The organism is Massilia sp. Root418 (genome assembly GCF_001425265.1).
Lineage (GTDB): Bacteria > Pseudomonadota > Gammaproteobacteria > Burkholderiales > Burkholderiaceae_D > Rugamonas.
Genome location: NZ_LMEC01000024.1, coordinates 363,521 through 383,187, shown reverse-complemented (window position 1 = coordinate 383,187; position 19,667 = coordinate 363,521). Strand labels below are relative to the sequence as shown.

Genomic DNA, 19,667 nt, shown 5'->3' with positions numbered 1-19,667 from the left:
CCTGGAAAAGATGCGCGCAAGACTCATCGATCGCAGCGCGCAGCTTTACCTGATCCACGCCCAGCACAACGCCACCGCGTTTGCGCACGCGCCCGCCGATGATGACAGTATCGATATTGCTGCGCTCAGCCGCGTGCACCACAGTCCCGATGGCGTTATTGACAGGGTACAAATTGAGATCGCCAGTGCGGATCAATACCAGGTCAGCCTGCTTGCCCGGTGTCAGGCTTCCGATGCGCTCCTCCAGTCCTGCGCATGCAGCGCCGTCGATCGTCGCTGCCTCCAGCAAGCGGAACGCATCGGTTGGCGCTGCGGCATGGTGATGACCATGGAGGCGCTGGCTCTGCGCCATCACCCGTTGCAGGTAAAAGGCCACGCGCATTTCCATGAACATGTCGCCGCTATACGAGGTCTCGTTGTCGACACTAAGCCCAGGCCGAATGCCATGGTGAAGTGCCGCTTGCCAGGCGTACATGCCATCCTCGATACCGTAGTGGGCATCCGAACGCGGGCATACGTTGACGCGCACACCTGCCTTGCGCAAAATTTTCCAACCAGAGTCCGGCAGGCAGGTGCAGTGGTTGAAGATGTTGTCGCTGCCGAGCATCCCCTGTTGGTGCAGGTGTTCGAGCTCGACTGCCATGGCACCGCCAAAAAACTCGGTCACGATGGGAACACCCAGTTCCCGCGCGACTGCCCACTGCTCGGGTTCAAGCTGCGCCATCATGGCCAGCGTCACCAGGCTGTCAGGATTGGTGAAATATTTGGCCTGCAGGCGTGCCAGGTTGCCCGGCCAATGCGCCTCGTCCCATACGCCCGACACGGGCGCCCCGGCTGCGTGCACCGCGCGGATGCCAGTATCCAGCAGTGCTTCGACTGCCGCGTCCGAGTGCGCTGCAGTGCGGCTGTTGTGGGAGTTGTCGATGACGGTCGTGATGCCGGCGTCGATGCAGCCCAATGCCGTGAGCAGGTTGCCAACATAGATGTCGCGCGGCCGGTAGTATTTGGCAAACGAGAAATGCGTGGCGTTGCAATAGTCTTCCAGCGTTGCCGCGTTCGGATTGATGCGGCGAAGCTGGCCTTCCCAGGAGTGGCGATGGGTATCGACCATGCCCGGAATGGCAATCATATCGGCTGCATCGATCACTTCGGCGCCGTCTGCCTGCAGATGTAATCCGATGGCGGCAATGGCGCCATCGGCTATCAGGATGTCGCCCTTGGGCAAGTTACCAACATCGCCATCCATGCTGATAATGGTCGCGCCGCGAATGAGAATCTGGTGTGGGGCCGGCGCCAGCGGCGCGAGCAGACGGTCTTGATCGGACATTCGTGATTCCTGCTGTAGTGATGGACTGCGCGCAGTCTAGTGCAGGCAAGCACGTGGAAAAAGTAGCGCCGGACGTTTTCATCATGCAGAAAATCCGAACAATGTTACGTTATAGTGCGGTTTCCTTTAGCCTCGCCCGGACAAGACATGGATCGCGTACAAGCAATGCAAGTATTCCTTCGCGTGGTCGAGAGCAGGAGTTTTGTTCGCGCGGCAGAGACGCTGGGCTTACCGGCATCGTCGGTCACCGGCATCATCAAGCGGCTGGAACAACATCTGCAGACGCGCCTGCTGAACCGTTCCACCAGAAATCTCAGCCTGACACCCGAAGGCGAGCGCTACTTCCACCGATGCCGCGACATACTCGACCTGATAGACGACACCGAATCCAGCCTGCAAGGTTCTGTCGAGCGCCCGCAAGGACGCCTGCGGGTGGATATGCCTGGCGGCATAGCCCATGCCCTGGTCCTGCCGCAGTTGTGGCAGTTCCAGCAGCGGTATCCGGACATCTATCTGATGATTGGCGTAAATGACCGCCAGGTGGACTTGATCCAGGAGAGCGTCGATTGCGTTATCCGCACCGGCAACCTGAACGACTCGACGCTGGTGGCGCGCCGCTTGGGCGAACTGCGCTGGATCACCTGCGCGGCGCCGTCCTACCTGGCCAAACAAGGGGTGCCCGAGGTCCTGGAGGATTTGCAACGGCACCGGGCGGTCCATTACTTTTCCAGCGCCACGCGGCGGGGGAGCGATCTGCATTTTGTGGAAGAGGGCGCCGGCATCGCTGTGCCGGTCTCTGGCGCGGTAGCGGTGAACGAGACTGAGCTGTACATCAAGCTTTGCCTCGACGGCCACGGCTTGATGCAGTTGGCCGAAGTGCTGGTGACCCAGCATTTGCAGACCGGGGCCTTGGTCGAGGTGCTGGCTGACAAGCGGCCGGCGCCGGTGCCGGTATCACTGCTTTACCCGCATCACCGGTATCTCTCTCCGGCGATGCGGGCGTTTACCGACTGGACTACTGAGCTGTTCAGCAGCGCCGGGTTGGCGCGGTCCCCCGATAAAATCAAGGCCCCTTCAACTGACCGATAACACTCGCCACCTTGGTGGTAATCATGTCAACAGCCGGGCCGTTGGCGCCATGGGGAATAATGACATCCGCGTTGCGCTTGGTCGGTTCGATGAACTGCTTGTGCATCGGCCGTACCGTTTCCAGATACTGGCTGATGACGCTCTCCACCGAGCGGCCGCGTTCGGTGATATCGCGCTGCATGCGGCGGATGAAGCGAATGTCGGATGCGGTGTCGACGAAGATCTTCAGCGACATCATGTCGCACAGCTCCGTGTCGTACAGCGCAAACAGGCCCTCGATCACGATGACGGGCGCCGGCTTGACCGGAATGGTGCGGTCGGAGCGGTTGTGGAGCGTGAAGTCGTACTCCGGCATTTCGATCGCCTCGCCATTGCGCAAGGCCTGCACATGCTGCACCAGCAAGGGCCATTCGAAGGCCTGCGGATGGTCGTAATTCTTCTGGCTGCGGACTTCGGGGCTGAGATGGGTTTGGTCGCAGTAGTAATCGTCCTGCATCACGACCGAAACCATCTCGGTGCCGAACGCAGCGAGGACTTTCTGGGACACAGTGGACTTGCCACTGCCGCTACCGCCTGCGACGCCAATAATAAACGGTTGGAAGGAATTCGTGTTCATACCGAATGATACCGGAACCGCGTCCACCCCGGCCAGGAAGCGGCCTGCAACGGCATGAACAAGCCCTTACCGTTCCTTCGCCACCGCCGGCAATTGTTCAGCCCACAAGCGCCCCGACGCATCCAGCGCCTGCCTGCGCTCCGCCGCCACCAGCGGCATCAGCCGAGCCCGCGCGCTGCGGGCGGACGCGCAGCCGGCCTTGCTGTCGCGCCGTCCAAACTGCCGTTTCAGCACGCAGTCAAACTCATACACTGCCGCCGCGTCCCCGTACGCCGTTTCCAGCTGCTGCGGCAGATCCGACGCATACCGCACCACCAGCTCGGCCGCCGCGCCCCTTAGTCCCACATCGAAAGCGCCAGCCTGATGCCCATACTTTACGGCCTGGTTCAGCGCCCGCCATGCCGCCGGCTGCTTGCGGATATCGGTGATGCCGGGAGGCAGATGCGTCTCCGACGTGCCGTCCGACGCGGTCATGGTCATGCCCCAGCCGGCATCGCCGGTGAGCTTTTCCTCGTGACAGGCGAGGCGGTTGTGCGCCTCGATTGCGCGCAGGCGGATCGCCTCGCGGACGCCCGCTTCGGCTTGCGCGTGGTTGTCCTTGAGCCAGCCCTTGTAGGCGGCATTGGATTTTTTACCGATCAGGATATCGCAATCGCTCAGCTCCAGACTGGCGGCGTGCGCGCCGGCGCAGCCCAGCGCGGACAGAAGCAGGGCGCACAACAAACGGCGGGTGCTTTTCATCGTAGTCATTTATCGTCTTCTAAACAGTCAGTGTTCAATCAGTGTTTTTCAAACTGCATTTCGCGGCCGCCGCGCTCCAGTATCAGGCTGCCGTCCTGCACGTCGAGCGTAAAGTTGAAGCCTGCCTGCGCATCGGCCGGCGGCTGGAAGTCCAGCCGGTAGCTGCCGCGCTGCGCGTCCGCCGGGGGCACGGCGTACACCATCCATTTGCTCCGATTGACTTCCGGATGGCTCACGGCGATGTGCCGCACCGGCCCGCTGAACGCCGTTCGCCAGCCTTCGGCACCGGTGCGGCCTTCGGACTTGAGCGGCGCATCGCCCAGGACAGCGACCTTGAAGCCCGGGATGCTTTTGCCCTGGTAGCGCAGGTCCACCAGCACCTGTCCCACCGGCAGGCTCACAGCCTGCGCGCCGGCCGCCGGCTGCAGCGGCGCGGCAGGCGCCGGGGCGGTCTCGGAGCGGAACACCACCTGCTGGTTCCAGACCGTCCAGCTACCTTTGGCAAATTCATCTACCGCGCCATAAGCCATCGAGTATTCGAACGTGCCATCCGGCCGCAGTAGGATTTCGGCGCCCACCTCCCGCACCCCGGTCAGGTAGTAGTGACCGGGCAGTTTGGCTTGCAGCGCCAGATCGGCTGCCTTGTCCTGTTGCGGTTCCGCTTCCTCCACCACGTGCCGGCCGGCCGGGGCCTGCCAGCCGGCCTTGGCAAGCAGTGCCACCAGCGGCTCGTTCCCGCCGGCGGCAATAGCCGCCCACGTCCCGGCGCCGAAGCTTTCGCGGCCCGGCCCAAGCTGCGGCAGGCGTTCCGCCAGCTGCTGGCCTACCCATCCTTCCAGCAGTTGGCCGCGCGTCTCGGCCAGGTGAAGCGCCAGCCGTTCCTGTATGCCGGCGCAGGTGCTGCCGGTGGCGAAGCGGTGCTCCCGCAACAAGGACCAATAGCTGGCTGGCGATTCCAGCACTACCCTGGCCAGCTGGGCAGAGGCCTTGAGGCAGGCCTGCTGCAAGGGCAGGGTGAAGTCCTTGCTCACCATGCGCAGCATATCGGCGTTGAGGGAAGCGACAGCGCGGTCTAGCGCCGTCCCCCAGGGCTGCACGGTGGACGTGTCGATCACGCCGCCATGCGCCAGCAGCACGGCGAGGGCTTCCGTCCTCCCCTGCGAAATGGCGTAGTCCACTGCGCTGGGCTGCGCGCTACCGTCACGCAGTGCGGTGCGCTGATTCGGATCTTCGCCGCGCGCCAGTATGGACGGCAGCAGATCCGTGCGGCCCGTGCGTATGGCGAAGAACAGGAAGCGCGGCTCGCCGGCTTCGGCCGGCGCGCTGCGCTGGACCAGCAATGCCGCCAAGCTGCGGTCCGGCGCGGCGAACGCGGCATCGATGGCGTCCCTGCTCAAGTGTTCCAGGGACGCGCCGGCATCGAGCAGCTTGCGCACGCGCGGCATGCTGATTGCGTCCGGCTGGGTCAGCGCGGCTTCCAGCGGCGAGGGACGGATCTCCACCAGCGATTTCTTCTGCACCTGCACGATGTGATGGAGCAGCAGGTCCAGCATGGCATCCTTTCCTGCGGGGTCCTTGAGCGCCTGTTCCAGTGCCGACTCGTTGCCGTCCAGCGGATCGGCGCCTTGCGCCAGCAGGGCTTGCGCGCTGTCGATATCGTTGTCGCGCACGGCGCCGACCAGCTGGCCCACGCTGCCGCCTGTATTGACGGGCGCGCCCAGGGCGGCCAGTTTCGGTATCCATTCCAGGCGGCGCGCGCCGGTGGCGTGATTGAGCAGCGTGCCAGTGCCAACACGCGCGCTGCCGCCGTAGAGCGTGCGGTGGCTGCGGCTGAAGCTTGCTTCCTGAGGCCCCTGCTGGCTCCAGTCCATGCCCTTGACCAGCAACTGCGCCAGCACCTTGTCGCGTCCGGGGGCGCTGCTGTGCATGGCCAGCATGGCCGCATCGAGCCAGTGGTCGCGTTTTTGCTTGCCGTAGCGCGGCAGGCGCTGCTTGAGCCAGGCGATGGCGTCGGCATTGCCCGCTTCGGCCGCGTAGTCGAAACAGGTTTTGCCTTCGCCGTCTTCGGCGGGAGCGGTGCCGGTCTTCAGCAGCGCGTCCAGCACCGCCGTGCCGCGCGTCAGGGCCAGCGCGTTGGGCCACATCATGTAGTCGGCAAATGGGCGCTCGATTTTCGGTTCGCCATCCTTCTTGCTGCGCTTGCGCTCATCGTAGCGGATGTAGGGACGCAGCGCGCCAGCCTGCAGCAGCGCCAGGATATTCCCGGTGCGCTGCTCCGGCGTGATCAGCTCCGGCAAGCCCTGCCCGTACTCTTGCTGCTCCAGTGCGAATTCGAGCGGCGCCAGCGACTTGTTCTGGCCGCCGTACTGGCGCGGATCGGCGCCATGCTTGAGCAGCAGCCGCACCATCTCGGGCGTGCCGAACATGGCGGCCAGGTGCAGCGGCGCGGCGTGGTCGCGTTCAGTGCCTTCGTTGACGCCGGCGCCGCGTTTCAGGGCCAGGGCCAGCATGCGGGTCTTGGCGGGCAGCAGGGCCGCGTGGCGGGCCTGCTGCGCGTGCCAGTGGGCGGTGTCGCGGGTGTCTTTGCGCGCCTCGCGCCACGTGCCGGCTTCCTCGCGCAGGCTGAAGGCAGGCCGCAACAACGCGTGCAGCAGCTTTTCGTTTTCCACCAGGTAGTCATCGACGTGGTCCACCCTGGCCAGCAGGCGGGTGAATTCCGCTTCCTCGCCTTCGCTGGCGGCCTTGAACAGGGCCAGCACCTCCGGCGTCGGCGTGAGCTTGCCCTGTGCATCGTCGACGTAGTTAACCTTGCGCTGCATGCCGTAGCGGGTCGCCTCAGGGAAGGCCTCGCCCTTTTTCCAGCTGGCCACCAGCGCATTTCTTTCGCCCAGCTGTTGCGCGGTCAAGGCCTCGTCCCAGCCATCCTCGCGCGCGGCCGCTTCCTTGCTGCCTCCCTTCACGGCCAGCCGGTACAGGGCAGACGCCAGCACATAGTCCTTCGGCACGCCGTATCCCATCGTGTACAACTGGCTGAGCTGGTATTGCGCATCGGCGATGCCGCCTTGCGCGGCTTTGCGCAGCCAGAACGCGGCCTGCTCGGGCTGCGGTTTCAGGCCGTAGCCGAACTTCCAGTACAGCGTGCCGGCCTTGTGGGCGGCCTGGATATCGCCCGCTTCGGCGGCAGCCTTGTACCAGTCGCGCGGGTCGCGCTGTCCGGTCGTGGAAACTTCCGGCAGCGGCGTGCCGGCCTTCCACGCCGACGCCAGGGCTGCGGCCTCGGCCAGCTGTTCGGGCGACATCTCCGCCGCGTTGCGCTCGATGGCCTTGGCCAGTTCTCCGCCGTCGTCCTTGGTCACACGCTGGCTGGCCAGCAGATTAAAGGCGTGGGCCAGCACGCGGTCGTGCGGCACGCCTTCGGCGCGCTCATGCCGCGTGGCCAGCCGGGACAGGTCGCTGGCGCCGCCCAGCGCCGCCACCCTGGCTATCCAGAACGTGGCCTGCACCGGGTTGCTGGTCTTGTAGCTGTACTCGTAGAAGTCGATCAGCTGGCGCTGCGCGGCCACGTTCCCCGCACGGGCGGCAAGCACGTACCAGGTTTCCGCTGCCGGCACATTGCGCCCTTTGTCCCGGCAGCGCTCCTCGTCATTCAGATAAAGATCGCCCAGCGCCTTCTGCGCGGCCGCGTCGCCCGCTTCCGCAACCGGCGTGAGGGTCTTGATGGCCTCTTCGCAGCGGCCCGCCTTGTAGGCAGACAGGCCGCCGGCGAGATCGGCGTGGGCGGGGCTTGCCAGGCCGATTCCGATGCCCAGCAGGGCCAGCGCGAGGGCGTTTTGCTTCATGTCTGCTTTCAGCGTGCTGCGGCAAGGCCGCGAAGGCCGCATGATAATCTGAAAACATACATTTATGGCAACACTATTGAAACCTACTGGAAACATTGCCGGACGCGTCGAGGGCGCCGCGCCTACTTGCGGGACTGCGGGAAGCGCGCTTCGAAGCCGCATCCCTTGCCTTGCAGGCCAGGCACGAGCCGGACGCTGCCGCCAAGGCGTGCGGCGGCTTGCCTGACGATGGCCAGGCCCAGGCCGGAACCCGGCGCGTCGTGGCCGCGGCCCCGGTAGAAGCGGTCGAAGATATGCTCGCGCTGGTCTTCCGGAATGCCGGGGCCGTCGTCGGCGAAGGTCAGGGTCAAAGCGCTGTCGTCGCCCCGCAAGGATACCTGCACGCAGCCGCCTGCCTGCACATAGCGCAGGCTGTTGTCGAGCAGGTTGCCGGCGATGGACTGGAAGGCGGCCACCTCCAGCGGCCAGTGCAGCGCGTCCGGCGCGTCGAGCGACAGGTCCAGGCGGCGCGCCAGCGCACGCGGCATGTGCTGTGCCAGCAACTGGCGCACCAGGCCTGCGGCGTCGGCCTGCTCGCAGCCGGCCGGCGCCGTTTCATCCAGCGTGGCAAGGTCGAGCAGCTGCTGCGTCAGGTGCGAGGCGCGCGCGATGGCCTGGTTCAGGCTGTCTTGCGCCTGCTGGCGCTCGGCCGCGTTTTCCGTGCGCGCAATCACGTGCGCCTGCGTGGAGATCACCGCCATTGGCGTGCGCAGTTCGTGCGCTGCATCCTGCACAAAGGCGCGCTCGCGCTGCGCCCGGCTGCGCAATTTGGCCAGCATGTCCTCGAACGCGGCCACCAGCGGCCGCAGCTCGGCATATTGGGGATCCATCCCTATCGGCGACAGGTCCTCGCGCGGCCGCGCCGCGATGCGCTCGGCCAGCAGCCGCAGCGGCCGCAATCCCTGGCGCACGGCGATCCACAACGGCACCAGCACGCAAGGCAGGGCAATCAGCAGATAGGGCAGCAGTCCCCGTCCCAGCCCGCCCAGCGTGGCCGAGCTTGCGGGCTTGGGTTCCGCGATGCGCAGCGACCACGCCGCCGTGTCTTGCCGGTACACCCAGAAATCGCCGCCGCTGGCGGTCCAAGCCTGCGCCGCTGCGCCATCCTTCGCTGCGCGCGAGGAATACAGGATTTTCCCGTGGCGGTCCCACAGCTCGAACACCAGGTCGCCAGGGAGCTGGTTCGCGTCATGGCGCAGCGTGTTGAGCCATGCGGCGGTGGTGGCGACGGCCGCCGTCACCTGGTCCGGCCGCTCCAGCTTGAGCAGCGCGCCAGACAAGGCCGTGCCGAGTTTCTGCACGCCTGAGTGCTGTTCCGTTTCCTGTTGCAGCTGAATGAATTCATACGCCAGCAGCATGAGCCAGACCAGCAGGAATGCCATGCCAAGCGCGGCAAGCACGCGCCGCGCAAGGGTGGGGCGCAGCCAGCGCGTCATGGCAGCAGCACGTAGCCGATGCCGCGCGCGGTGTGGATACGCTCCGCGCCTATCTTGCGGCGCAAATTGGAGATGTGCACTTCGATGGCGGCAAAGTCGACCGGCTCACCCAGCGGCTCCAGCCGCTGCGACAGGGCGCCCTTGGCCACCACGGCGCCCGGTTCGCGCGCCAGTTCCACCAGCAGCTGGAATTCGCGCGGCGACAATTTGACTGGCTGCTCGCCGAGCCGCGCCAGATGCCGGCGCGGCTCTATCGTCAGCTCGCCGATCACCCACTGCTCGCTGGACTGGCGCGCACAGCGCCGCAACACCGCCCGGATGCGCGAGATCAGTTCCTCGGTCGCGAAAGGCTTGACGATGAAATCGTCCGCGCCGCCGTCCAGGCCTGCGAGCCGGTGCTCCAGTCCGGCGCGCGCCGTCATCACGATGACCGGCACCGCGTCGGCGGTGCGCCGCCAGCGCGCCAGCAAGTCCAGGCCGCAGCCGTCCGGCAGCGACAGGTCCAGCAGCACGCAGCTGAACGCCGTGCCGTGAAAGTTCTGCGGGGCGTCGCTGGCGCGGCGCAGCCATTCGCTGCTGATGCCCTCGGTCCGCAGCGCGCCTTGCAGGGCGCGTCCGAAATCCAGGTCATCTTCAATGAGTAGTAGGTGCATGGGCCGATTATACCGAGCCCTACCTTAACGCCAGCCAAAGGCCGCCGGCGCCGGTCTTTGGCAAGCGAAAAGGTTGGCCTTCGCATAATGCGCAGGCTGCTCCCGCCTGCGTCGGCATGCGGCCGGCGGCAATCCAGCCCTTTCACTACCTACCGGAGACACCATGCGCCACGCAATCCCATCCTCACTATCCCCGGCCCTGGCGGCCGCCTTGACGGGCTTCCTCGCCAGCGTGCTGGCCGGCTGCGGCGGCTCGTCCTCCGGCCAGGGGACGGCCGAACCGCCTGCCGGACGCGGCACGCTGCTGGGCAATACATCGTCGCGCCTGCTGTCGCTGGATGCGGCCGGTGTTGAATCGCAGCTCAAGAAAAGCGGCCCCCATTGGCTGGCGATCGCCGGCACGCCCAAATGCGGCATCGACTTCCACCACATCCAGTACAGCACGGTGGGTGCGGCAGGCGAAGCGGCCACCGCCTCGGCGGCGCTGCTGGTGCCCACCGGCGCCGATGCGGCCTGCAGCGGCAAGCGCCCAGCGCTGCTTTATGGCCACGGCAGCTCTTTCCAGCGCAAGCTGAACATGGCCAACATCACCGATCTGGACAACGAGGGGGCGGGCAGAATCAGCGCACCGGCGGCCCTGTACGCCGCGCAGGGATATATCGTGGTCGCGCCGAACTACGCCGGCTACGACACTTCCAGCCTGGGCTACCACCCGCACCATATCGCCGAGCAGCAGTCGAAGGACATGATCGACGCGCTCAGCGCCGCGCGCACCGCGCTGGCGCGGCTGCCCCGGCCGGTCAGCGAGAACGGCAAGCTGTTCATTACCGGCTATTCGGAAGGCGGCTACGCCGCGATGGCCACGCACCGCGCCATGCAGGCGGCAGGCATCAGCGTCACCGCCTCGGCGCCGCTGAGCGGCAGCTATGCCGAGAGCCTGAGCTTCGAAGCGCTGGGCAGTCCTGGCGCACTGGATGACCCGCGCGCCTTCCCGCTGGACCTGCAGCTGCAGCTGGTAATGCAGATCACCGCCTGGCAGAAGGCATACGGCAATCTGTACCGAGCACCGGATGAGGTCTATTCCAGCGCATTCGCGGGCGCGATGGAGTCGCTTTTGCCGACAAACACGGCCCCCGGCACGCTGGTGGGCGCCGGAAAATTCCCGCAATACTTCCTCAGCAGGGACATGGCCAACTACGCCGGGCTGAGCGCCGAGCAACAGCGCTACTTCGGCACCCCGTCGCAAAGCCTGATGAACGCCGCCTACCTGGACAGGCTACTGGCCGATGTCGCCGCCCATCCCTGTCCGGTGACGTCGGCGCTGGCGCCGCTGGCCTGCGCGCCGTCCCATCCCATGCGCGCCGCCTGGCTGAAAAACGACTTGCGCACCTGGGCGCCGAGTGCGCCGATGCTCATGTGCGGCGGCAACGGCGACCCGGAGGTGGCTTTCGACAATGCCCGCCTGACGCAGGCCTACTTCCAGGCCCACGGCGCCGCTGCGCAGCTGCTCGATGTGGACTCGCCTGTCGCGCCGAACGATCCGTATGCGCAGCCGAAAGCAGTATTTGCCGCGATCAGGCAGGCCGTGGTCAACGCAGGCGGCGACCCCGCCACGGCTGAGAATTACCATGGTGCCATGGCCAACGTGGCGTGCGAGATGGCCGCGCGCGATTTCTTCAGCCGGTTCTGAGGGCGCCGCTCCGGCATGCGGCGCCGGTCCGATATGGTTGCCGGCGCCGCCATTGCTGTGCTATTTTTCTGCGACCAACTTTGCACACTGAGAGCCATGCCGACCGCGCCATTATTTTTTTCCGATCCCAGCAAATTCCGCGCGTGGCTGCAAGCCAACGCCGCCACCGCGCCCGAGCTGCTGGTGGGATTCCACAAGGTGGGCAGCGGCAAGCCCAGCATGTCGTGGTCCGAGTCGGTGGATGAGGCGCTGTGCTTCGGCTGGATCGACGGCGTGCGCCGCCGCATAGACGACAACACGTATTCCATCCGCTTTACGCCCCGCCGTGCCACCTCCATCTGGAGCGCGGTCAATATCGAGAAGATGGCCAAGCTGCGCGCGGAAGGGCGCATGACGCCGGCCGGTGAGCAGGCCTTCGCGCTGCGCTCGGAAAAGAAGTCTGTCGTGTATTCCCACGAACAGGCTGAATCGGCAGAACTGTCACCGGCTGAGCGCAAATTGTTCAAGGCCCGGCCGCAGGCATGGCAGTTCTTCGACGCCACGCCGCCCAGCTACAAGAAGCGCCTGCTGCATTGGGTGACCGGCGCCAAGAAAGAAGAGACGCGCGCATCGCGTCTCGCCAAACTGATCGAAGCTTGCGCCGCCGGCGTGCGCCTGGACTGGTCCAGCAAGCCTGAAAAATAAGGGAAGAACAGCATGCCAGCATACACGCCAGCGGAATTTGTCAAAGAAGAGAATGTCGCCGACGGCGCCGCCGCCCCCAACCAGACCTTGTGGATTTCCGAAGCGGGCGGCCTGACGCAGTTCGGCGCATTCGTGGAAGTGCTCCAGCCGGGCACCCGGTCATCGATCAAGCACTGGCACAGCGCGGAAGATGAAATGGTGTACGTGCTGGAAGGGCAGGTCACGCTGGTCGAAGGCGACAGCGAGACCTTGCTGCACCCCGGCGACGCCGCTACCTTCCGCGCCGGCGCGCCCGTCGGCCACTGCCTCTGGAACCGCAGCGCCGCGCCAACGCGCTGCCTGGTGGTGGGCACCCGCGCGCCGGTGGACAACATCACCTATCCCGACCACGACCGCGTATGCCACCGCGACCGGTCTTTGCCCGATGACATCTGGCTGAACGGCGCCGGCGAGCCGGCTTCGAGCCCCTACTAAGCCGGGAAAGCGAGCGCTTACTTGCTGGAGAAGTGAGAAATTGCATACTGCTGAGTGAGGTTTCCTCGCGCAAACGTGCAGAGGGCCGCGCATTGCTGCCGCTATAGTGATCGGTGTCCAATACATCCCGTTCCAGATACACTGAATGCGCGCTCATATTTACCGTGGTTTTGAAATTAACTGTGTGGTAGCAAAAGCAGAGACCGGCAAGCCCAGCGCCCGATGGCATTGCGCGCTCACAATAAGAGCGCTTGATGAGCCGGAGCCCCTGCATTACGAAATCGACTTGAACGCATGGACGCCCGCCGGGGCGCGCAATCTGTGCATCCAGTACGCCAAGCAGCACGTGGATGAGTCCAAGGGGCCGGAACATTACGCCGGCCCGCCGCAGCAATGTCCACCCAGTTCGCCCCTGCGCAAGAAGAGCGGGTAAGGGATTGACGCCGGAGTTGAAGCCGGGTTAAAAGCCGAGGCCGCGGCAAGCGCCGGGACGGCAGATCGCGCCTTGGCCAATCACGTTGAACAGCGCCACCGAGGCCAGCGCCGCCAGCAGCGCCCAGGCCGCCACCTTGGCGCCCTGCAGCGGCACGTGCCGCCGGCTCTGCTTTACCAGCAGCACAAGCAGCAGCACGCTGCTCAGCAGTAGCGCGATGGACATCATCAGCATGCGCAGCATCACGCCACCTACCGACAGTTCGTAGCCCTGCGCCGGCAGAATCTGGGAAACGAAAAACAGGTCCAGCAGCGGGCTGGCGGCGCAGTAGATCAGCGCGCCGAGCAGGGCGTCGCGCCGCGTCAGGGAGTTGTTGGTTTGGCTGTGCATGGGGCGATTCTAGCGCAATGCTGCGGCAGAGCAAGGCACGCTAACGTGCTACCATGCAACGTATGAAGCATAGACTCTTTCTTTTCGACTTAGACGACACGCTGCTCGACTTCAAGGCTTCCGAAAAGCTTTCGTTCACGCGCACCATGCACGAGCTTGGGCTGCGCGACGGCCTGGACGCGCTGTTCACGCAGTACCAGGTGATCAACGTGGGGTTGTGGCGCAGCTTCGAAGCCGGCGCCGTTTCCAAGGATTTCCTGAAGGTGGAGCGCTTCCGCAAGACCTTTGCGGACAACGGCATCGAGCTCGATTCCGAACTGGCCAGCCGCCTCTATCTCGACTCCCTGCCGGACACGGTGGTGCTGGTCGACGGCGCCAGGCAGCTGTGCGAGACCTTGTCCGGCATCGGCGAAGTGGGCATCATTACCAACGGCATGGAGCAGATCCAGAAGCGCCGCATCGCCAGTTCCGGGCTGCGCGATTACATCTCCTTCGTGTCCACCTCGGAGGCAAGCGGCTACGCCAAGCCGGATGTGCGCTTCTTTGAGTATGCGTCGAAGATGGCGCGCTCGTTCAGCAAACCCGATTCGATCATCGTCGGCGACCGGCTCGATGCCGACATCCTCGGTGCCAACCGCTACGGGATTGAAAGCTGCTGGTTCAACCCGGAGCGCGTGGCCAACGAGTCCGAAGCCATCCCTAGCTACGAAGTGGGCAGCCTGCACGACATCGTGCCGGCGCTCGCGGCCTAGGCCAATTCGGCGCGGCGCTGTTCGGTAAAGCGCACCAGGTCCGGGAAGAAGCGCTCGAAGCCGTCGGCGATGGCGGCGTAGTGCAGGCGCAGGTCCAGCAGGCCTTCGCGCATCAGGTGGCCGTTGCGGCTCAGGCGCGTGGAGATGCGGTTGACCGCCATTTCCACGCCCGCCAATTCCTCATAGCCCGCCAGCCATTGCTGCTCGATGATGCGCGGCGCGATGGCTTGCAGTTTCTCGGGCAGGATGTCCATGTGGGCGCGCAGGGCGCGGTGGAAACGGGCGATCAGCTCGTGGCGGGGCAGCTCGCTGTACTGGTCCCAGCGCTGCGTGAGCAGGTGGTCGTAGAACACATCGAGCACGATGCCGCCGTAGCGGCGGCGCGGCCCTTGGAACAGCTGCACGGCTTCCTTCACCACGGGGTGGCTGTCGGTGTAGCTGTCGATATAGCGGTGCAGCATGATCTCGCGCTCGATCTCCGGCGTGTACACGCCGCTCACATTGGCCTTGGCGAAATCGCCCAGTATGGCGCCTATCATGGCGGCGTCGCTCTGGCGGGCGAGGAAGATGTGCGCAAGGTAGTTCATGGCGCCCATTGTAGCCCGGGGCTATACTTTCACGCGCGGGCCATCCGCGCGGACCACATTGATCAAGGAGCGGGGCACTATGCGGATAGCGGCAATTTCGGACATACATGGCAACCTGTGGGCGCTGGAGGCGGTGCTGGCGGATATCGCGCGGCGCGGGGCGGACATGACGGTGAATCTGGGCGATATCCTTTCCGGGCCGCTGCTGCCGCGCGAGACGGCGCAGCGGCTGATGGCGCTGCAGCTGCCCACCATCGCCGGCAACCACGAGCGCCAGGTGCTGACCCATGATCCGGCGCGCATGGGCGCATCGGACCTGTATGCGCACCAGCAGCTGGACGAGGACCAGCGCGCGTGGATAGGCGCGCTGCCGGCCGAGCTGCGGCTGGTGCACGAGGTGCTGCTGGTGCACGGCATTCCGGGTAATGACCTGGTGTATTTCATGGAGACGGTGACGGAGCAGGGGCAGCGGCCGGCCACGCACGGCGAAGTGCTGGAGCGGGCGGGGGATGTGCGCGCGTCGCTGATCTTGTGCGGGCATACGCACGTGCCGCGCAGCGTGCAGCTTGATGATGGGCGGCTGATCGTGAATCCGGGCAGCGTGGGGCTGCAGGCGTATGACGATGCGCATCCGTTTCCGCACAAGGCGGAGAATTACACACCGCACGCGCGCTATGCGCTGGTGGAGCGCACGGCGCTGGGCTGGCAGGTGGAGCAGGTGGCGGTGCCGTATGATTGGGACGCGGCCAGCGCGCTGGCGGCGCGCAATGGCAGGGCGGATTGGGCGTTTGCTTTGAGGACGGGGCGTATGCCGGTTTAACGTTGGCGGGTTTGGCGGCGCTGTTGGCGGCGCTGTTGGCGGGTTACGCGCTGCGCGCTAACCCGCCCTACGGTCTGGCGGTTTGAGCTGCGGGTGAGGGGGCGTAGGGCGGGTTAGGCGGGCGGGCCCGCCGTAACCCGCCGTTCAGGCGCTGGCGATTTCCGCGCCTGCCAGGAAGCCGGCCAGCAGCGCATTGACCACCGCGGCGTGCGTGATGGGCGCCATGTGGCCGCCCTTGGTCTGCATGGCCGCGCCGTTGGGCAGCGCGGCGGCCAGGCACTCGGCCACGCGGCGCGTCGATTGCGGGCTGCGTTCGCCGGACAGCACCAGCGCCGGCATGTCCAGCGCCGCCATGTCGGCCAGCGTGGCCGCTTCGCCCAGCAGCGCCTGGAAGTCCAGCTTCACCTTGGCGATCTGCGCGGCGAAGCGCTGCTGCTGCGCTTCCGGCAGCGCGTCGAAGGCGCCGGCGCGGTTCCAGTAGTCGATGAAGGTGCGCGCCGCGTCCTGCGCGCCAGCGGCGCAGTGGATGTCCGCCACCACGTTTTCAATCTCCAGCCGCGCCGCGTCGTCCTCCGGCAGCAGGTGGAACGCCACCGGCTCGAACACCGCCAGCGACAGCACGCGCGCGCGCAGCTGGCGCGCCATGCGCAGCGCGGTGGCGCCGCCGTAGGAATGGCCGATCAGGTGGAAGCACTCGTCCGGCGCCAGCTTGCCGGCGATGGCGGCGTTCACAGCATCCACCTCGTGCCCCAGCGAGAAGTCCGCTTCGGCGCCGGCCGGGAAGGGCGATTTGCCGTAGCCGAGCAGGTCGACGGCGATGAAGCGGTAGCTGCTGTCGTGCTGCGCCATCAGCTCGGCCCACTGGCCCTTGGAACTCATGGAACTGTGCAGCAGAACGACTGCCGGACGGGTGTCCGGCACGGTGTTAAATGTGGTCATGTCGACTTACGCAAACGGCAAAACCCGCGATTATAGCGCGCGCACCGGGATGCAGATGTCGCAGATCATGTCGCCGGTGGCCGGATCGAAGCTGCCGGCCGGGTCGAAGCGCTCGAAGCTGGGGCGGTCGTCGCACTGCAGGCCGCTCGACGCCAGCCATTCGCGGGTGAGCCACATCCACGCATTGCCGATGGTCTGCGGCTGGCCCTTGAAGCGGGCCACCGCGTAGCGTCCGCCCGGCAGCGTGGCGAGGCTCACCGGCCCGGTCGGAAGAAAGCCTTCCGGTACGGTGACGCAGGCGTCGTAGCGGCATTTGTCGGGCGGCGTGACGCTGGGGTCGTCGTGGCCGACGCCGTAGCACAGCTGGCCGTCCAGGCCGTGCGACTGCATCCAGGGCGCCATGGTCTGGCGCCAGAACACGCCAATCTGCGGGCCGTAGGGCCCGATCAGGCGCTGGTAGGCCACGCGCACGGCGGGCAGGTCGGCAATGTGTACGTCCATTTCGGTTTCTCCGTAAAGGGTTAAGGAGCCGTCATGGTCGCCCGGCGGGCGCGGACGCGCCTGACCGGCGTTGCTGTGGACCTGATCAGGATTGCTATGCAGCGCCGCCAGCAGGGCCGCTGCGCGCTGCGGGGCGCCGGCGCGCCATTCGCTGGGAGTGCAGCCGAACTGCTGCTTGAAGGCGCGCGCGAACGCTTCGCCGGAGCCGAAGCCGCAGGCCAGCGCGATCTCCAGCACCGGTTCGCCGCTGCCGCGCGCCAGCCGCGAAGCGGCCGTTTCGAGGCGCCGCCGGCGCGCATAGTCGCCCAGGGTTTCGCCCATCCAGGCGGCGAAGATGCGGTGGAAGTGGAAGCGCGAGAAATTGGCCACGTCGGCCAGCTGCGCCAGGTCGAGCGCCTGGTCCAGGTGCTGGTCAATGTAGTCCAGCACCCGGTTCATGCGGCGCGCATATTCCGCGCGGCTGGCGCGCATGCGCGCGTCGGGCGGCAGTTCTCCGGCCATGTTTCGCTTTAGAGATACAGAGCGCCGCTGTCGGCTACGCCGACCAAGCCAACCGGCGGCAGCGGGCCGGTGTTGCCGTCCAGCTTGTCGATCAGCGCCGGCAGCGCGGCCATGGCGCTGGCCAGGCTGGCGTCGTCCTTCACACTATCGATCCAGGCGCGCACCATAGGCCAGTTGAACTGGCTCTGGCTGTAGGCCGCTTCCAACGCGGGCGTGTTCAGCGCCGCCGTGAATTCGGCTGCCGCTACGGCCTTGTCGGCGAGCGCCAGCATGTCGTTGCCCTGGGCGCCGCGCGTCATGCCCAGCGCCATGCTGGCCACCGTCAGCTTGCCGCTGTCCAGCGCAGATGACCAGTACTCCAGGCCGGCCGGCTCGGGCGCGCGGCCGAACAGATTCTGGTACAGCTCGGCGGTGATCTGATGGCTGTCCTTGCCCGCGAACTGCTCGCTGAATTCGCGCGCCAGTCCAATGGCGTTCGCCAGCACGTCGATGCTGCCGGTGTGCTGCCAGAAGGTCTCGCCCTGTGGCTCGGCGGGACGGTGCAGGAAGGCGAGGTAGAGTTTGGCGATCTCCAGCGCACTGACGTCCGGCACGTTGGCGCCGCTGTTGGCGGCGTCGATGGCGGCCTGGTCCGAGGCGGTGGCGGGATCGATGTCGCCGAGGTGGATGGCGGGCGTGCTATCGGCCAGCGCCGCACCCAGGTAGGACGACAGCAGCGTTTCCGGGTGGCCGCTGGCCATGGCCGTTGCCAGCTTGGGGGACAGCGTGCCTTGCAGGAGCGAGCTGGCCTGGCCGATATGGGCCAGACCGCCGTAGATGCCGCCGCTGTCCGCAACGCCCGCTTCGATATTGTCCACGGCCGCTTCCAGCAGCAGGCCGAATACGGCCTTGGCCTGGGCACTGATGGCCGCTGCCGCCGCGGTCAGCCCGGTGTTGGCGGCCTTGACGACGCTGCTGTCGAACAGGGCGTTGATGAAATCTGCACTGCCCAGGTCGCTCACACCGCTGGCGTGCGCCAGGGTATCGGCCAGCGCGCCCGAGACGGCGCGCAGCGCCTGGGCCTCGTTCAGTTTGGCGCTGCCGCCAGCCAGGCTGACCAGCGTCTGGGCGATGGCCAGCTGCAGGCTGTCCACGCTGGCCACGGCTGCCTGCTGTTGCAGCGCGGACTTGATGGCAGCCGGCGACAGGGCGTCGGCGTCGAAGGCGGCGAACAGCGGATTGTTCTTGCCCACGTCGGCGCCGTTCAGGGTCAGCGCCTGGTCCAGGCGCGCGCTCGCCTGGCTGGCGCTCAGGCCTTGCTGCACCAGCAGCGCATGCAGCGACGACAGGGCGTTGACGGCCTTGGTTTCCAGGCCGACCGTATAGCTGCCGTGGTGCGCCAGTCCGGTAGTGGCGTCGGTGCCGCCGGTGGCCACCAGCTGCCGCGCGGACGGCCCGCTGGATGGGTAGTCGCCCAGGCCGTCGATCAGCACGTAGCGGCCCTGGTTGTCGGTGAGCACGCCCAGTTCGTTCTGGTCCTGCACGCCGTTGCCGTTGGCATCGCGGAATACCGTGGCGCCTTGCAGGTAGCCGGCCGCTTGCAGCTGGCCGGAGCGCACCAGGCCGCTGTGGCCGTCGGCGACATAGGACACCATTTCAGGAATGAGTGCTTTGAAGGCGATGAGCGAGGCCGCGTCGCTCACGCGGTCAAAATACGGCACCAGGGCCGTACCCAGCGGGGATTGATAGCCGAGGATTTCGGCTGGCGTGTCCAGCTCGTTGGTGAAGGCCAGCGCGGCGGCGGCCTTGTATTCCAGTGAGTCGATGTCGCCGCCTTGCGCGCCGAGCGCGAGCCGGGCCGGCAGAGCATCGCGGGAGACGGCACCGCTGTCGAGCAGGCCGCTCCAGTATTTCACGCCTGCGGTTTCCGCTGCGCGGCCAAACACGCTGTGATAGATAGACTGCACCAGCTGCGCATTGCTCTGGCTGGCGTGCAGGCTCTTGAATTCGGAGGAGGCGCCGAACGCGGCGGCAATCTCGCTGCTGTCGCGTTCGGACCAGAAGATCAGGCCGGCACTGTCGGGCGCCCGGTTGAAATACGCGATATAGAGTTTAACGACGTCGAGCGGCGAAGTAGCCATGGATGGACCCCCTTGTAGTGGAGTTTTAAGATTAGC

Annotated in this window: 18 protein-coding genes; 7 read left to right on the top strand and 11 right to left on the bottom strand. The window is 66.1% G+C overall.

The features are described from left to right. The coding region (locus ASC94_RS26830) for an amidohydrolase family protein (protein ID WP_056403444.1) at positions 1 to 1,327 on the bottom strand (1,327 nt) is incomplete at its 3' end. A 147-nt stretch (positions 1,328 to 1,474) separates the two neighbouring features. On the opposite strand from ASC94_RS26830, the gene ASC94_RS26825 reads away from it, so the two are divergent. After that, positions 1,475 to 2,416: a LysR family transcriptional regulator gene (locus ASC94_RS26825; protein WP_056403441.1), complete on the top strand. Its 942-nt coding sequence runs from the start codon at positions 1,475 to 1,477 to the stop codon at positions 2,414 to 2,416. Here the strand turns inward: ASC94_RS26825 and udk are convergent. The 5 genes from udk to ASC94_RS26800 all read right to left on the bottom strand — a co-directional run bounded on the left by udk (position 2,391) and on the right by ASC94_RS26800 (position 9,740). Next, positions 2,391 to 3,032, bottom strand: a complete 642-nt coding sequence (udk, locus tag ASC94_RS26820; protein ID WP_056403438.1) for a uridine kinase — start codon at positions 3,030 to 3,032, stop codon at positions 2,391 to 2,393. The two genes, ASC94_RS26825 and udk, sit on opposite strands and share 26 nt — an antisense overlap. A 66-nt stretch (positions 3,033 to 3,098) precedes the next feature. Further along, positions 3,099 to 3,782 carry a hypothetical protein gene (locus ASC94_RS26815; RefSeq protein ID WP_157201603.1) on the bottom strand — a complete coding sequence of 228 codons (684 nt, stop codon included), beginning with the start codon at positions 3,780 to 3,782 and terminating at the stop codon, positions 3,099 to 3,101. Between the two features lie 29 nt (positions 3,783 to 3,811). Continuing rightward, positions 3,812 to 7,612: an SEL1-like repeat protein gene (locus ASC94_RS26810; protein ID WP_056403432.1), complete on the bottom strand. Its 3,801-nt coding sequence runs from the start codon at positions 7,610 to 7,612 to the stop codon at positions 3,812 to 3,814. 122 nt (positions 7,613 to 7,734) lie between these two features. Further along, positions 7,735 to 9,087: a HAMP domain-containing sensor histidine kinase gene (locus ASC94_RS26805; protein ID WP_056403429.1), complete on the bottom strand. Its 1,353-nt coding sequence runs from the start codon at positions 9,085 to 9,087 to the stop codon at positions 7,735 to 7,737. Continuing rightward, entirely contained in the window at positions 9,084 to 9,740 is a 657-nt protein-coding gene (locus tag ASC94_RS26800; protein WP_056403427.1) for a response regulator transcription factor, read from the bottom strand. The genes ASC94_RS26805 and ASC94_RS26800 overlap by 4 nt, the downstream gene beginning before the upstream one ends. 163 nt (positions 9,741 to 9,903) lie before the next feature. On the opposite strand from ASC94_RS26800, the gene ASC94_RS26795 reads away from it, so the two are divergent. The 4 genes from ASC94_RS26795 (at position 9,904) to ASC94_RS33915 (ending at position 13,021) form a co-directional block, all read left to right on the top strand. Further along, positions 9,904 to 11,430, top strand: a complete 1,527-nt coding sequence (locus ASC94_RS26795; protein ID WP_056403423.1) for a S9 family peptidase — start codon at positions 9,904 to 9,906, stop codon at positions 11,428 to 11,430. A gap of 96 nt (positions 11,431 to 11,526) precedes the next feature. Continuing rightward, a complete protein-coding gene (locus ASC94_RS26790) occupies positions 11,527 to 12,114 on the top strand; it encodes a YdeI family protein (protein WP_056403420.1) in 588 nt (195 codons plus the stop codon). A 12-nt stretch (positions 12,115 to 12,126) separates the two neighbouring features. Further along, complete coding sequence (locus tag ASC94_RS26785) at positions 12,127 to 12,588, top strand: cupin domain-containing protein (RefSeq protein WP_056403417.1); 462 nt, start codon at positions 12,127 to 12,129, stop codon at positions 12,586 to 12,588. 145 nt (positions 12,589 to 12,733) lie between these two features. Continuing rightward, a complete protein-coding gene (locus ASC94_RS33915) occupies positions 12,734 to 13,021 on the top strand; it encodes a hypothetical protein (RefSeq protein WP_229417422.1) in 288 nt (95 codons plus the stop codon). Positions 13,022 to 13,048: 27 nt separating this feature from the next. Here the strand turns inward: ASC94_RS33915 and ASC94_RS26780 are convergent, their stop codons facing one another. Continuing rightward, positions 13,049 to 13,411: a hypothetical protein gene (locus ASC94_RS26780; protein ID WP_056403414.1), complete on the bottom strand. Its 363-nt coding sequence runs from the start codon at positions 13,409 to 13,411 to the stop codon at positions 13,049 to 13,051. 62 nt (positions 13,412 to 13,473) lie between these two features. On the opposite strand from ASC94_RS26780, the gene ASC94_RS26775 reads away from it, so the two are divergent. Further along, the gene (locus tag ASC94_RS26775) at positions 13,474 to 14,163 is read left to right on the top strand and encodes a YjjG family noncanonical pyrimidine nucleotidase (protein ID WP_056403411.1); all 690 of its coding nucleotides are present in this window, start codon (positions 13,474 to 13,476) and stop codon (positions 14,161 to 14,163) included. On the opposite strand, the gene ASC94_RS26770 is transcribed toward ASC94_RS26775, so the two are convergent. Next, positions 14,160 to 14,750, bottom strand: a complete 591-nt coding sequence (locus tag ASC94_RS26770; RefSeq protein ID WP_056403571.1) for an ACP phosphodiesterase — start codon at positions 14,748 to 14,750, stop codon at positions 14,160 to 14,162. The genes ASC94_RS26775 and ASC94_RS26770 overlap by 4 nt on opposite strands. A 79-nt stretch (positions 14,751 to 14,829) precedes the next feature. Here ASC94_RS26770 and ASC94_RS26765 point away from each other — a divergent pair, with 79 nt between their 5' ends. Further along, positions 14,830 to 15,570, top strand: a complete 741-nt coding sequence (locus ASC94_RS26765) for a metallophosphoesterase (protein ID WP_056403408.1) — start codon at positions 14,830 to 14,832, stop codon at positions 15,568 to 15,570. A 144-nt stretch (positions 15,571 to 15,714) separates the two neighbouring features. Here ASC94_RS26765 and ASC94_RS26760 read toward each other — a convergent pair whose 3' ends face one another. The 3 genes from ASC94_RS26760 to ASC94_RS26750 are packed head-to-tail and all read right to left on the bottom strand — an operon-like array spanning position 15,715 to position 19,631. After that, entirely contained in the window at positions 15,715 to 16,509 is a 795-nt protein-coding gene (locus ASC94_RS26760; RefSeq protein ID WP_082616859.1) for an alpha/beta fold hydrolase, read from the bottom strand. Between the two features lie 30 nt (positions 16,510 to 16,539). Then, complete coding sequence (locus ASC94_RS26755) at positions 16,540 to 17,511, bottom strand: GyrI-like domain-containing protein (RefSeq protein ID WP_229417421.1); 972 nt, start codon at positions 17,509 to 17,511, stop codon at positions 16,540 to 16,542. Between the two features lie 8 nt (positions 17,512 to 17,519). After that, positions 17,520 to 19,631: a DUF4214 domain-containing protein gene (locus tag ASC94_RS26750; RefSeq protein WP_056403405.1), complete on the bottom strand. Its 2,112-nt coding sequence runs from the start codon at positions 19,629 to 19,631 to the stop codon at positions 17,520 to 17,522. Positions 19,632 to 19,667 lie beyond the last annotated feature (36 nt).

Bases quoted from the DNA above. Each gene is read 5' to 3' on its own strand.
- ASC94_RS26825 (WP_056403441.1), top strand. From the start codon at position 1,475: ATGGATCGCGTACAAGCAATGCAAGTATTCCTTCGCGTGGTCGAGAGC.
- udk (WP_056403438.1), bottom strand. From the start codon at position 3,032: ATGAACACGAATTCCTTCCAACCGTTTATTATTGGCGTCGCAGGCGGT.
- ASC94_RS26815 (WP_157201603.1), bottom strand. From the start codon at position 3,782: ATGACTACGATGAAAAGCACCCGCCGTTTGTTGTGCGCCCTGCTTCTG.
- ASC94_RS26810 (WP_056403432.1), bottom strand. From the start codon at position 7,612: ATGAAGCAAAACGCCCTCGCGCTGGCCCTGCTGGGCATCGGAATCGGC.
- ASC94_RS26805 (WP_056403429.1), bottom strand. From the start codon at position 9,087: ATGACGCGCTGGCTGCGCCCCACCCTTGCGCGGCGCGTGCTTGCCGCG.
- ASC94_RS26800 (WP_056403427.1), bottom strand. From the start codon at position 9,740: ATGCACCTACTACTCATTGAAGATGACCTGGATTTCGGACGCGCCCTG.
- ASC94_RS26795 (WP_056403423.1), top strand. From the start codon at position 9,904: ATGCGCCACGCAATCCCATCCTCACTATCCCCGGCCCTGGCGGCCGCC.
- ASC94_RS26790 (WP_056403420.1), top strand. From the start codon at position 11,527: ATGCCGACCGCGCCATTATTTTTTTCCGATCCCAGCAAATTCCGCGCG.
- ASC94_RS26785 (WP_056403417.1), top strand. From the start codon at position 12,127: ATGCCAGCATACACGCCAGCGGAATTTGTCAAAGAAGAGAATGTCGCC.
- ASC94_RS33915 (WP_229417422.1), top strand. From the start codon at position 12,734: ATGCGCGCTCATATTTACCGTGGTTTTGAAATTAACTGTGTGGTAGCA.
- ASC94_RS26780 (WP_056403414.1), bottom strand. From the start codon at position 13,411: ATGCACAGCCAAACCAACAACTCCCTGACGCGGCGCGACGCCCTGCTC.
- ASC94_RS26775 (WP_056403411.1), top strand. From the start codon at position 13,474: ATGAAGCATAGACTCTTTCTTTTCGACTTAGACGACACGCTGCTCGAC.
- ASC94_RS26770 (WP_056403571.1), bottom strand. From the start codon at position 14,750: ATGAACTACCTTGCGCACATCTTCCTCGCCCGCCAGAGCGACGCCGCC.
- ASC94_RS26765 (WP_056403408.1), top strand. From the start codon at position 14,830: ATGCGGATAGCGGCAATTTCGGACATACATGGCAACCTGTGGGCGCTG.
- ASC94_RS26760 (WP_082616859.1), bottom strand. From the start codon at position 16,509: ATGACCACATTTAACACCGTGCCGGACACCCGTCCGGCAGTCGTTCTG.
- ASC94_RS26755 (WP_229417421.1), bottom strand. From the start codon at position 17,511: ATGGCCGGAGAACTGCCGCCCGACGCGCGCATGCGCGCCAGCCGCGCG.
- ASC94_RS26750 (WP_056403405.1), bottom strand. From the start codon at position 19,631: ATGGCTACTTCGCCGCTCGACGTCGTTAAACTCTATATCGCGTATTTC.